General features: G+C 71.0%; 10 protein-coding genes. 3 read left to right on the top strand and 7 right to left on the bottom strand.

Annotated elements, in window-relative coordinates; all coding sequences use genetic code 11:
* Window positions 1-1701, bottom strand: a 1701-nt coding sequence (locus FQY64_RS13825; protein ID WP_146475199.1) for a cytochrome c biogenesis protein CcdA, incomplete at its 3' end; no start/stop codon positions are given.
* 267 nt (window positions 1702-1968) lie between these two features.
* On the opposite strand from FQY64_RS13825, the gene FQY64_RS13820 reads away from it, so the two are divergent.
* Together FQY64_RS13820 and FQY64_RS13815 are read left to right on the top strand one after the other, a co-directional pair.
* Entirely contained in the window at window positions 1969-3030 is a 1062-nt protein-coding gene (locus FQY64_RS13820) for a sensor histidine kinase (RefSeq protein ID WP_146475197.1), read from the top strand.
* Window positions 3027-3764: a LytR/AlgR family response regulator transcription factor gene (locus tag FQY64_RS13815; protein ID WP_146475195.1), complete on the top strand. Its 738-nt coding sequence runs from the start codon at window positions 3027-3029 to the stop codon at window positions 3762-3764. Before FQY64_RS13820 ends, FQY64_RS13815 begins: the two co-directional genes overlap by 4 nt.
* A gap of 163 nt (window positions 3765-3927) precedes the next feature.
* Here the strand turns inward: FQY64_RS13815 and FQY64_RS13810 are convergent, their stop codons facing one another.
* The 6 genes from FQY64_RS13810 to FQY64_RS13780 all read right to left on the bottom strand — a co-directional run bounded on the left by FQY64_RS13810 (window position 3928) and on the right by FQY64_RS13780 (window position 11305).
* Window positions 3928-4428: an REP-associated tyrosine transposase gene (locus FQY64_RS13810; RefSeq protein ID WP_146475193.1), complete on the bottom strand. Its 501-nt coding sequence runs from the start codon at window positions 4426-4428 to the stop codon at window positions 3928-3930.
* A 341-nt stretch (window positions 4429-4769) separates the two neighbouring features.
* Window positions 4770-5522 carry a TSCPD domain-containing protein gene (locus tag FQY64_RS13800; RefSeq protein WP_146475189.1) on the bottom strand — a complete coding sequence of 251 codons (753 nt, stop codon included), beginning with the start codon at window positions 5520-5522 and terminating at the stop codon, window positions 4770-4772.
* A gap of 187 nt (window positions 5523-5709) precedes the next feature.
* Entirely contained in the window at window positions 5710-6234 is a 525-nt protein-coding gene (locus tag FQY64_RS13795) for a hypothetical protein (RefSeq protein WP_146475187.1), read from the bottom strand.
* 184 nt (window positions 6235-6418) lie between these two features.
* Entirely contained in the window at window positions 6419-7477 is a 1059-nt protein-coding gene (locus FQY64_RS13790) for an XVIPCD domain-containing protein (RefSeq protein ID WP_146475185.1), read from the bottom strand.
* 9 nt (window positions 7478-7486) lie between these two features.
* The gene (locus FQY64_RS13785; RefSeq protein WP_146475184.1) at window positions 7487-8005 is read right to left on the bottom strand and encodes a hypothetical protein; all 519 of its coding nucleotides are present in this window, start codon (window positions 8003-8005) and stop codon (window positions 7487-7489) included.
* Between the two features lie 27 nt (window positions 8006-8032).
* A complete protein-coding gene (locus FQY64_RS13780) occupies window positions 8033-11305 on the bottom strand; it encodes an LAGLIDADG family homing endonuclease (RefSeq protein WP_146475182.1) in 3273 nt (1090 codons plus the stop codon).
* A 512-nt stretch (window positions 11306-11817) separates the two neighbouring features.
* Between FQY64_RS13780 and FQY64_RS13775 the strand changes: the two genes are divergently transcribed.
* On the top strand, window positions 11818-13068 hold a 1251-nt coding region (locus FQY64_RS13775), incomplete at its 3' end, for a trypsin-like peptidase domain-containing protein (protein WP_146475180.1).

The following is a 13068-nucleotide window of genomic DNA, read 5'->3' as shown; positions in this document are numbered from 1 at the left end:
CGGCGCCGACAGCGGCAGCGCGAGCGCCAGCAGCGCCGTCGCCGCCGCCGCCAGCGCGGCGCCTGCGCGCAGCGTGCGCGAGCGCATCGCCGGCCGGCGCCCGATCAGCCACAGCGCGAAGGCCAGCGCCGTCAGCGCCGCCAGCACGCGCGCCATGCCCAGCGGCGAGGTCTGCTCGCCGTACACCCACAGCAGCCACACCACCGTGAGGTACAGCGGGAACGCCAGCAGCTGGCGGAAGCCCTGCAGCCACGGCCCCGAGCGCGGCAGCATGCGCGCCAGCGCCGGCACGAAGCCCAGCAGCAGCATCGGCGCCGCAAGCCCCAGCCCCAGCGCGACGAACACCGCCAGCGCCGCCAATGCCGGCTGCGCCAGCGCCCAACCGAGCGCGGTGCCCATGAACGGCGCGGTGCAGGGGCTCGCCACCACCACCGCGAGCGCGCCGGTGAAGAACGACGCGCGCGCGCCGTGGCCTTCGGTCAGCCGCTGTCCCGCGCCCATGAAGCGCCCGCCGAGCTCCCACACCCCGGAGAACGACAGCGCCATCGCGAACAGCAGCAGCGCGACCGCGGCGACGAAGCGCGGCTCCTGCAACTGGAAGCCCCAGCCGAGCTGCTCGCCGCCCGCGCGCAGCGCCAGCAGCGCGGCGGCCAGCGCGAGGAAGGTCGCGACGATGCCGAGCGCGTACCACAGGCCATGCCGGCGCAGTTCGGCGCGGTCGTCGGCCGAGCCCAGCGCGGCCATCGCCTTGATCGACAGCACCGGGAACACGCACGGCATCAGGTTGAGGATCACCCCGCCCGCGAACGCGAGCAGCAGCGCGGTCAAAAGGCCGAGCGGCTCGATCGCGACGCCCGGCGCGGCGGCCGGACTCGCCGCGGCGCCGGCGGTCGAAGCGGCGAAACGCCATGCGCTGCCGGCGCCGTCCACCGCCACCAGCGCGACCTCCTCCGGCAGCGCGGTGAAGTACTCGCTCTTCGGCCAGCGCGCCTGCCAGCCGTCGGCCGTGCGCTGCCACTGCGGCGCGGCGCCGTTGGCGAACACTTCCGCCGTTTCCGGGAACCACTGCCACTGCGGCGGCGCCGCCTCCGCCTGCAGCCCGCGCAGGCTCAGCGCGATCGCGTCGGCGTCCGCGGCCAGCGCGAGCGTCGCCGTCGACGCGCGCGGCTGATCGGCGCGCGCGGCGGCGAAATCGGCACTCCAGCGCGCATCGATCCCGGCCTTCGCCGCGACCGGCAGCTCGAACGCGTACTCGGCCTTGCCCGGAATGCACTCGACTTCGCAGATCAGCCAGTTCGCCGCTGCGCGCACCGGCAGCGTCGGCGCGGCGTAGTCGGCCGGCACGGCGATCGTCACCGGCAAGAGCCGCCGCCCGCCGTAACCGAAGTTGACGATGCCCGACAGCTCGAAACGCTGCGGATGCGGCCACGCGATGGGTTCGGCCGTGACGCCCGCCGGCAGCGTCAACGCGATCGTGGTGGCCAGGCCCGAATCGCCCGGATTGCGCCAGTACGTGTGCCAGTGCGGATCGTGCTCCAGCAGCAGTCCGAGCGTGAGCGTCGTGCCCGGCACCGCGGCGGTCGTTTCCGCGACGAGACGCGATTGCAGATGGTCGGTGCGCACCGGCGGCGAGGCCGCGCCGGCTATCGCCGGCACCAGCAGCCCAGCGGCCAGCACCCACCGCGCGAACGCGCGCCTCATGCGGTCACCTCCCGCCGGCGAGCGTAGCGGCGCGGCCGCCACGCCGCGGTCGCCGCAGGTCGGACGGCCGGGCGCGCTGCGACGGCGATCGGGCGGACGGGACGCGGACACGGCATCGGCGCAACCTCGGGCACGGTGGACACACGCCGCCACCGTAGCGGCGCCGGCGCCCGCCGCGATCGCGGCTGGGACGAAACGGTCGAAACCGGGGACGAACGCGGCGGCGCCGGTTGCGGGGGTGGGGAGCGGGGTCTAGCCTCACCGGCCATGCGCAGGGTCCCGTGGCTTCTCGTCGTTGGTGTGATCGGCTGGTGGGCCCTCAACGGGCTCATCTCGACCGTGCAGGTGGTGGCGGTGCTGGCCTCGCGCGGGCAGCCGGTGGTCCTGCCGGACGTGCTGCGCTCGGAACTGGCGAGCGCCGCGCTGTGGGTGCCGTGCACGCTGTGGCTGCTGTGGTGGGTCGCGCGCGCGCCGCTGGAGCGCGAGCGCTGGGCCGCGCCGTTCGCCTGGCTGCTGTTCGCCGTGCTCGTGGTGGCGGCGTTCCGCGCCGTCGCCGTGCCGTTGCTCGAACCGTGGGTGGGCTGGCGCAGTCTGCCGCGCACCGCCGAGGTCATGCTCGCCACCAGCCTGCGCAACGTGCTGACCGGGCTGCTGATCGTCGGCGTCGGCCATGCGCTGGTCTACGCGCAACGCTCGCGCGCGCGGGAGCGGCAGGCGCAGGCGCTGCAGGAGCAGTTGACGCGGGCGCGGCTGGACGCGCTATCGGCGCAGCTCAATCCGCACTTCCTGTTCAACGCGCTCAATTCGATCGCAGAGATGGTCCACCACGACGTCGACGCCGCCGACCGCATGCTGGTGCAGCTCGGCGGTCTGCTGCGCCACAGCCTGGCGGCGACGCGGCAGCAGCACACCTCGCTGCGCGAGGAACTCGGCATCGTCGATTGCTACATCGGCATCGAACAGGTGCGGCTGGGCGATCGCCTGCGTTTCCGCCGCGAGGTCGCGCCCGAGGTGCTGCACGCGCAGGTACCGCGGCTGATGCTGCAGCCGCTGGTGGAAAATGCGATCACGCACGCGGTCGCGCATCGCGACGCGCCGAGCACGGTGGCGGTGCGCGCCGCGCGCGACGGCGACCGGCTGGTGCTGGAGGTGCTCGACGACGGCGCCGGCGCGCCGCCCAGGCCGGGCTTCGGCGTCGGCCTGGCCAACACGCGCGCGCGGCTGGAGTGCCTGTACGGTCAGGCGCAGGCGCTCGACATCGCGACCCTGCCGGGCGGCGGCACCCGCGTGCGCGTGTCGCTGCCGCTGGTGACGGTGCAGGCCGCATGACCGACGCGCCGCTGCGCGTGCTGGTGGTGGACGACGAGCCGATGGCGCGCGCGCGCCTGCGACGCATGCTCGGCACCGAGCACGGCGTGCACATCGTCGGCGAATGCAGCACCGGCGAGGAGGCGGCGTCCGCGCTGGCGCGCATGAAGCCGGACGTGGTGTTCCTCGACATCCAGATGCCGGGCATCGACGGCTTCGGCGCGCTGCACCGCGCCTCGGCCGAGTGGCGGCCGCACGTGGTGTTCGTCACCGCGTTCGGCGAGCACGCGGTGGACGCGTTCGAACACGGCGCGGTCGATTACCTGCTCAAGCCCTACTCGCGCGAGCGGCTGCGGCTGTCGCTGGAACGCGCGCGCGCCGGTCGCCAGCGCGCCGCGTCGCCGCCCGGCGACGCCTTTCCCGAGCGCCTGCCGGTGCCGGTCGGCCATCGCCTGCGCATGGTGCCGGTGGCGTCGATCGACTGCGTGATCGCGCGTCTGAACTACGTCGAACTGCACGTCGGCGCCGAGCGCCTGGTGCTGCGCGAAACGATGACGGCGATGGAATCGCAGCTCGACCCGCGCCGGTTCGTGCGCATCCACCGCTCGCGCATCGTGCGCATCGCCGCGGTGGGCGAGATCGAAACGCTCGAATCCGGCCGCTACGTCTTCCGCCTCGCCACCGGCATGCGCCTCACCAGCGGCCCCGCCTACCGCGAACGCGTGCGCCAGGCATTCGGCCTACGCGCCCCGTAGCCACGCCCCCCCCCGTAGCCCGGGTAAGGGCGAAGCCCGCACCCGGGTCCCCGCAACCCGTAGTCCACGCCAACCCGTAGCCCGGGTAAGGGCGAAGCCCGCACCCGGGTCCACACCCCCTGCCCCGTCCAACCCCGGGTGCGCTTCGCTTACCCGGGCTACGTCAAGACGGCTCGCCCGTGCGGGCGATGGTGGGGACAACGCCACCCCAATCGCGCGGCAACCGGCCTTGCCGCATGTAGCGGTGAAAGGTCGAATGCGGCCACTCCGCCACGCACGCGACAAGCCCGTGCTTGACCGGGTTGATGTGCACGTAATCCACGTGCGCGCGCAGATCGTGCTCGTCGCGGATGGTGTGCTCCCAGAACCGTGCCTGCCACGGCGACGGTCCGCGCGGTGCGATACGCCGGGTGAACCCCTTCTTGATCGCCTGCCACAGGCGCGAGTAGTCGCCGACGCCATCGCGCACCGCGATGACCGCGTGCAGATGATCGGGCAACACCACCGCCGCGATCACCTCGTGCGGCACCCGTGCGCGGGCGACACGCCATGATGCGCGCAAGGCGTCGACATGTCGCACCAGCGCGTCGTCGCGCCGGTCGCGCAAGGTCACGGTGAAGAAGAACGTCCCATGCGGGACGCGATTGCGTCGATAGCGCACCATCCCTGTGCGTCTCCGTTGCGTGTTTCCTTGTAGCCCGGGTAAGGGCGAAGCCCGCACCCGGGGTCGCGCCAGCCTACCCGCTCAAAGCCCCGGGTGCGCTTCGCTTACCCGGGCTACGCTGGCTGTGGGCCTGCTCGATCTCGCGCAGACGCACGGCGACCTCCCGAGCTTTCTCGGCGGGGCAACTGACAACGCCCAGCACCATCAGAGGCTGCCGATCATGGGGCAGGTGGCAGCTCTCGTCGCAGTAGAGGTTGAACGTCCCGCTCATCACCGAGCATCCGCTCGTAACCGCCGCCCGGCGTTCTGGTCCAAAAGCGGAGCGGCTTCGCGTCTGGTGGTCACCCGCACTTGCTATATCCACAATTCAAGCAAGTCGCACACCCATCCATGATCACCACCGCCTTGGTGCTGCACTTGTGGCACATCGTGGCGCTGGGCGGGAACGAGGCGCCTTCGCCGGTGACGGCGATGGATTCGGCGGATGCGACCGGCGCGGTGTCGTGCTTCTGGCGCGCCTCGAACGCGGCCCGCTTCTCGGCGATCAGCGCGCGCTGGGCTTCGCTCATCTCGGGGTCGGGGATCATGCCGATCGACTTCAGGTGCTGCTCGACGATGCTGCCTAGCTCGGCCACCAGCGAGGGCATGTAGACGCCGCCGGGCTTCCAGTAGCCGCCTCTAGGGTCGAACACCGCCTTCATTTCCTCGACCAGGAAGGTGACGTCGCCGCCCTTGCGGAACACCGCCGACATGATGCGGGTGAGCGCGACGATCCACTGGAAGTGGTCCATGTTCTTCGAGTTGATGAAGATCTCGAAGGGGCGGCGCAGCTCGTGCTCGGTGCCGGCGTTGAGCACGATGTCGTTGATCGTCACGTAGAGCGCGTGCTCGAACAGCGGCGACTTGATCTTGTAGGTGGCGCCGACCAGCACTTCCGGGCGCTCGATGCGCTCGGACATCTGGATGACGTTGTCGTTGGCGGGCTCGGCCGGCAGGGCCGCGGCGGCCGGCGCCGGCGCCTGCTGGTCCTTGGCGCGGTCTTCCGGGGTGACGACGCTGTAGCCCTTGATTTTCTTCTCGATCTTGACGGCCATCGGCCTTGCTCCTGGTGATGCGTTCGCTGTGTCGTTCGGGGGATGCGGCGGGATCTGCCCCCACCGTGCCCTCCCCCGCAGAGAGGGATTTGTTCGCCCCCCCGCGGGCGAGGGGAGGTGGGGTGATTGGCGGGGAGTCGCCTCCCCCACCCCGTCCCTCCCCCGCCAGCGGGGGAGGGGTTGAAGATCAGCGGCGCGCGGCCTTGCGCGCGGACTTCTTGGCCGCCTTCTGCGCGGGCGACCGCAGGGCGGTCTTGCGCGCGGTGGCCTTCTTCACCGGCGACTTCGCGGCCGAAGCCTTCAGCGTCTTCTTCGCCGCCGGCTTCTTCGCGACCGGCTTGCGCGCGACGGCCTTCTTCGCCGGCGTCTTCGCGGCCGAGGCGCCGGCGGCCTTCTTCGCCGCCTTCTTCGCCGCCGGGCGCGCGGTCTTCTTCGCCGCCTTGCGCGCGCTGGCGCCGCGGCGCAGTTCCTCGGCCTGCTGGCGCGCGGTCTTCGACGCCGCCGCGAGCTTCTTCTTCACCGTGCCCACCGCCTCGGTGGCGGTGCCGGCTGCCTTGCGCACGGTGCGCCGCGCCTTGGTGACCGCCGACTTCGCGGTCTGCACCGCGCCGCCGGCGCGCTCGACCACCGCGCTGCCGAGTTCGCTGGCGGTTTCCTTCACCGTTTCGACGGCTTGCGTGAGCGTGGCCGTCACTCCGTTGCCGTTACCCATGACTGCTGTCTCCTCGAGAGGTGATTGGCGAGAACGACGCGCGGCGCTGGCCGCGTGGGGCCGGAAAATCGCGCGGAACCGGCCCGCGTTCCGCGCGGGGCGTCAGGCACGCCCGGCCGTGTCGCACTTTCTGTACTGCTGTCGGGGCATCGCATCCGGAACCAGCCTAACGACGGACAGCGGGTCATCGCGCGACCGCCTGTCTGACGGAGGCGACTTCGGTCGCCGCGCTTACGGACGCCGATGCGGTCATCGCGCCGTTTTCGGGCTCGGCGGCCGCACGCCGCAGCGCCGCCACGATGTCGACCGCGGCGGACGTGCTGTTGAACAGGGGATCGTCGCCGAGCGAAGAGAACTGGACGGCGCGGGCCTTCGTCCCGAGCTCGTTCAGTTCCACCCGGTCGATGCGCGTCAGACCCGCGCGCAAGGCCTCGTCGGTCAGCGCGAGCGCGAGTTTGGCCGTGTGCGGCCCGGAATCGATCCCGCGCTGCCGTTCGAGTGCCTGCAAGCGCTCGTACGCCTGTCGATGAAGCGCATGTGCGGGATGCGCGCTTGCGAACGGCAGGACGGGTTCGTCCGCCATGCGCGGCAAGGACTCGCGGTACCGGCTCACCGGCTGATAACCGCGCTCGAGCTTGCGCTCCCACTCGGCGGCGGCCTCGCGCCGTTCGTGCAGATGCAGGCCCGCGGCGTTGAGGGCATAGGTCGATCGCGTGATGTCGTCCTGATGGCCGCGGGCCACGACGCGCGTCTTCCAGTAGTGAATGGCCGTCGCCGCGGCCACTTCGGGGTCGGCCAGGCGTTCGGGGTGCTGGGCGATGTCGACGCCGAGGACGGCGCGAAGGCCGTCGTTGGCGGCGGCGTAGTTGGCCCGGCCGGTGAGCTGGAAGTAGCCGCGGCCGCGGAAGTTCCAGCCGTCGTCGGGCTCGGTGTTCCCGAGGTTGCGACGCCCCCACGTTCCGCCATAGACCGCGTTGGCGATCGCGCGTGGGCCGCCGGCCACGATGCGCTGCGCCTCTTCCAGGCGATCGATGCCGTTGCGGCCCGGGAACACCTCCAGCAGGCGGCGCGCGCTGTAGTTCATGTTCTCCGCCAGCGAGCGGAAGCCGTTGGTTTCGATCTGGGCGTGGGCCATGAAGTTGGCGAGCTCGCGCCGCTCGGTAATGCCCGCCTCGCGGGCACGCACCAGCAGGAAGTCGGCGTACTCGCGCGGTGAGTTCGGTCGATCCAGACGTGCGGCCATGGCGGTGTCCTACTGGCGCTCCGGCAGGCCGCGCGTCTGCAATTCGACGTCGGTGGGCCAGCGCTCGATCGCATCGAGGAGGGCGGCATCGTCGGGCGCCTCCGCCGAGCCTGGCTGGCAGCGGTCGTGACGTCGCGCCCGGGACGCCCCCGCCGCCTGCTCCAGATAGCCTTGTTCCTCGAATCCGCGCGCACCCGAGATCGAATAGACCACGCGCCGCACACCGCCGTCCTCGGTCGAGAAGGCATAGCCTCCGGTGCCGCCCGTAAAGGAAAGCCGGGTGTGGCGCGGCGATGCCGCGCGGCCTCCGTCCGGACCGACCAGATGGCCCGAGCCGTCCGATGCCACGCAGACCGCCGCCCAGCCTTGCCTTTGGAGCGGGCAGGCGAACGCGATCCTCGCATCGCCGCACAGGGCCGCCGGGGCACGGGCCGGCTGCTCGCCGGGCGTGACCGGGCGAGCCGCGCAGGCGACCGTCAGACCGCCGGCGGCGGCCATCGCGACGAAAGCGTGTCGTGCATCGAACATGGTTGTCGTCCCTGCTCCGCTGGATCCTCAGAACTTGCCGTAATAGCCCTCCTTGAGGGCGTCGAACAGGTTGGCGGCGGTGTGGGTCTCGCCGTCGTACTCGATTTCCTCGTTACCCTTGACCTCGATCACGCTGCCGTCCTCCAGTTCGAAACGGTAGACGGTGTTCTCCAGGTCCTTCTCCTTGACCAGCACGCCCTGGAACGCGGCGGGGTTGAAGCGGAAGGTGGTGCAGCCCTTCAGGCCCTGCTGGTGGGCGTAGCGGTAGATGTCCTTGAAGTCCTCGTACGGGTAGTCGGTGGGGACGTTGGCGGTCTTGGAGATCGAGGAATCCACCCACTTCTGCGCGGCGGCCTGCACGTCGACGTGCTCCTTCGGCGTGATGTCGTCGGCGCTGATGAAGTATTCGGGCAGCTTCGCTTCCGCATCGTCGGAGAACGGCATCGCCTTCGGGTTGACCAGGTGGCGGTAGGCCAGCAGCTCGTAGCTGTAGACGTCGACCTTCTCCTTGGTCTTCTTGCCCTCGCGGATCACGTTGCGGCTGTAGTGGTGCGCGAAGCTGGGCTCGATGCCGTTGGAGGCGTTGTTGGCGAGCGAGAGCGAGATGGTGCCGGTCGGCGCGATCGAGCTGTGGTGGGTGAAGCGCGCGCCCTTCTCGGCGAGCTTCTCCACCAGCTCCGGGGCGACGCTGGCGATGCGCTGCATGTAGCGGCTGTAGCGCGCGTGCAGCAGCTTGCCCTTGATCTTCTGGCCGACCTTCCAGCCGTCCTGCTTCATTTCCGGACGCTTGCGCAGCATCTCGGCGGTGACCTCGAACTCCTCCTCCATGATCGGCGCCGGGCCCTTCTCCTCCGACAGCGACAGGCCCATCTCCCAACCGGCCACCGCCATCTCGCGCGCGACCTGCTCGGTGAAGTCGAGCGACTCCTTCGAGCCGTACTTCATGCGCAGCATCGTCATCGCGCTGCCGAGGCCGAGGAAGCCCATGCCGTGGCGGCGCTTGCGCAGGATCTCGTCGCGCTGCTGCGCAAGCGGCAGGCCGTTGACCTCGACCACGTTGTCGAGCATGCGGGTGAACACGCGCACGACTTCCTTGTATTCCTCCCAGTCGAAGTACGCCTGGTCGGTGAACGGACGGCGCACGAACTTGGTGAGGTTGACCGAGCCCAGCAGGCACGCGCCGTAGGGCGGCAGCGGCTGCTCGCCGCAGTTGTGCGCGTGCAGGCCATTGGCGTCGAAGGTGTTGATGCCCGGCACCTGGACGTCGTACACGTCCTCGATGCCGTCGCTGGTCACGGCATCGACGGTGGCGACGAAGCGCTCGCGGTTGAGACTGCGGCGATAGCCCGCGAGCGCCGCTTTCAGTCGGGCCTGCTTGGCGACATCCCCGAAGCCCACGCGCTCGGCGAACACGGCCAGATTGTCGCCGGCGATCACCAGCTCGTGCTGGGCGGCGGTGGGATACATGCGCGCGCCGCCGCGGCCATCGGGCAGCAGGGTTTCGCCGGCCTGGCGCCGGTTGCGATGGAGCGTCGAGGCGATGCCAAGACGCAACAGCATGCGCTGCGTGGCTTCCAGGCGCGGCAGATCCGACTGCGACAGGCGTACGCTGACGCCCTTGTCCTGGCTGCCCTGGACGCTGCCGTCGGCATCGAACAGGCCGCGCAGGAAGCCGCGGTGGAAATCGCTGGACGTCTTCTCCATCGCGGGGGTGACCGCCTTCTCGCCGGGTTTCATCCCGAGCGAGAACGCCAGATCGCGCAGGGCGGCCGACTTGAGGCGGAACTCGCCGCGACCGGCGACCGCGCTCCAGCCGGCGAAGTCGCTCCGGTGCGGGAGGCTTTGCGCGCACCGCAGCGCCTCGTCCATCAGCGCGACGGGCGCCGGCGTCGACGCGTTGGCTGCCGCCGCTCCGGTCCATACCGACAGCACCGCGGCGTCGTGCTTGAGCGTGCCGTCTCCGACCAGCAGGCCGAGCAGGTAGCCCTCCTCGAACGTATGCGCCCCGCGCCATTGGGCGCCGTCGCGATGATTGTTGAGCAGCACGCGGTCGCCGGGACGGAGCTGCCCCGCCTCGCACCATTCCGTGCGCACCGACCACCGCGTCAGCTCGGTGACGCGGCGCACCCGATGGTCGGCGGTCAGCCGCAGCGCATGGCCTTCGACGGTCGCAAGACGTACCACCGGTTTGACCGCCGTGCGGAAGAAACCTTCGACGCCGGTGGCATGGTCGCGCCCGTCCACGCGGGCGAGGAACGGCGTGCCGATGAGATCGAGCACCCGCCGCGGACCTTCGCTGGTCTGCACCCAGGTGTCGCCGGTCACGCACGGGTTGGTGGCGCGGATGTTCTCGCACCACCAGTTGTTGTTCATCTCGTTGACGCGGTCGATCAGGATGAAGCCGGGCTCGGCGTAGTCGTACGTCGAGACCATGATCATGTCCCACAGGTGCCGCGCGCGGACGTGGCCGTACACCTTGCAGGCCACCAGGCCGTCGTCGCGGACGATGTAGTTCTTCTTGGTCGGCCAGTCGCGCCAGACCACCTTGGAGGCGTCGGTGAGGTCGACCTCGTCCTGCTCCTGCACGTGCACCGGGAACACCAGCGGCCAGTCGGCGTCGGCCTCGACGGCCTTCATGAAGTCGTCGGTGATCAGCAGCGACAGATTGAACTGGCGCAGGCGGCCGTCCTCGCGCTTGGCGCGGATGAAGTCGCGCACGTCCGGATGGCTGACGTCGAAGGTGCCCATCTGCGCGCCGCGGCGGCCGCCGGCGGAGGACACGGTGAAGCACATCTTGTCGTAGATGTCCATGAAGGACAGCGGGCCGGAGGTGTACGCGCCGGCGCCGGCGACGAACGCGCCGCGCGGGCGCAGCGTCGAGAACTCGTAGCCGATGCCGCAGCCGGCCTTCAGCGTCAGGCCCGCCTCGTGAACCTTCTGCAGGATGCCGTCCATCGAATCCTCGATGGTGCCGGAGACGGTGCAGTTGATCGTGCTGGTGGCGGGCTTGTGCTCCTGCGCGCCGGCGTTGGAGGTGATGCGGCCGGCGGGAATCGCCCCGCGGCGCAGCGCCCACAGGAAGCGGTCGTACCAGTAGCTCTGCTTGTCCGGCGTCGGCTCGGCCTCCGCCAGCGCGCGGGCGACGCGGCGGTAGGTGGCGTCGATGTCGGCGTCGATCGGCTCGCCGGATTTCGTCTTCAGCCGGTACTTCTTGTCCCAGATGTCGTGGGACGCCGGCTGCAGCGGGATCTCCACGTCCTGGACTTCGGAAGGGACCGCTTCGAGGCGAACCGTGCTCATGGATTCATGTCTCTCCTGAAAGGGGCCGCCACGGGGGCGACGGCCGATGTCGTTCTCGTGCTCGGCGGGCGCGCCGCCACGGACGGCGGAGACGGTCGGGCGCGCGGCGCGTCTGCCGCGCCGCGGCTGGCTGCGTGATGGAAGCCCGGCCCGCGTCCCGCATGTGTCCGCCTTGCGTGCAAGCGCCACACCTCGCCCAAACCACCCCTAAGCTTGGGCGTTTTCCTTCATCGCCACCACAACATGTTGTGATGGCGACGAAAGCGCACCCTACTCGCCGCTGCGGCGGGCCGTCAACGTCTTGCGCGCTCGCGCTCCAACCGTTCATCGCCTCGCGGCGGTGCACAACGCAGTCTGCCGCGCGTTCGTGACGCCCCCGAGCGCGGCGCGGTTTCATCCGCGGTTCCGGCGCGACTGTCGAGACTGCGCGACGTCTTGACATCGCCCGCGCGCGCCCCGATTCCGCGCGCCAGACGCGGCCGCCGGCCGCCCAGCGAATCACGGAGTAGCGAATGCGCCGAGCCCCCACCCTCCTCGCCCTGATGCTGGCCGCCGCGTTCGGCGGCTTCGCGGCCACCGCGCTGCGCGAAGGTCTGCAGGCGCCGGCGCAGGCGGCCACCGCGGCCTCCGCCGCGCTGCCGGCCGCCGCGCTGCCGGGCGCGGTCGGCGGCCAGCCGCTGCCGTCGCTGGCGCCGATGCTGGCGAAGGTGACGCCGGCGGTGGTGAGCGTGCACGCCACCCAGCGCGTGCGGGTGAGTCCGTTCGCCGGCGATCCGATCTTCGAGCGCCTGTTCCCGGAGCTGAGCCGCGAGCGGCTCAGCCAGTCGCTGGGTTCGGGCGTGATCGTCGACGCGCAGCGCGGCTACGTGCTCACCAACCACCACGTGATCGAGAACGCCAACGAGGTGTCGGTGACGCTCGCCGACGGCCGCACGCTGCCGGCGGAATTCATCGGCTCGGACCCGGAGACCGACGTCGCGGTGATGCGCATTCCGGCGAAGAACCTCACCGCGCTGGCGCTGGCCGATTCCGACCGGCTGCGCGTGGGCGATTTCGTGGTCGCGGTCGGCAATCCGTTCGGCATCGGCCAGACGGTGACCTCGGGCATCGTCTCCGCGGTCGGCCGCAGCGGCCTGCCGGGGATCGGCCTGCAGAACTTCATCCAGACCGACGCCTCGATCAATCCGGGCAACTCCGGCGGCGCGCTGGTGAATCTCGAAGGGCAACTGGTCGGCATCAATACCGCGAGCTTCAACCCGCGCGGCAGCATGGCCGGCAACATCGGCCTGGGCTTCGCCATCCCGTCGAATCTGGCCCGCAGCGTCGCCGAGCAACTGATCGGCAACGACGGCGTGGTGCGGCGCGGCACGCTGGGCGTGGACGCGATCGACGTCGATGCCGGCATCGCGCGCCAGCTCGGACTCGGCGAGGCGCGCGGCGCGGCGGTCACGCGCGTGCTGTCCGCCAGCGCGGCGGCGGCGGCCGGCATCAAGCCGGGCGATGTGATCGTCGGCTTCAACGGCCAGGCGGTGGCGGGCGCCTACGACCTGCGCAATCTCGAAGGCCTGCAGCGCATCGGCGCGCCGGTGACGCTGGAGGTGATCCGCGACGGAAAAACGCTGCGCATCGTCAGCACCGTGCGCGAACTGACGCGGCTGGCGGGCGGCGAGCTGGACCCGCGCCTGGACGGCGCCGAGCTGGTCGAGCTGCCGGCCGATGCGCGCCGCGCCGGCCGCGGCGGCGTGCGCGTGGCCAGCGTCGCG

It is taken from the genome of Vulcaniibacterium thermophilum (assembly GCF_007923255.1).
In the GTDB taxonomy this organism is placed as follows: Bacteria; Pseudomonadota; Gammaproteobacteria; order Xanthomonadales; family Xanthomonadaceae; genus Lysobacter_F; species Lysobacter_F thermophilum.
This window is presented reverse-complemented; position numbering and strand designations above follow the sequence as displayed.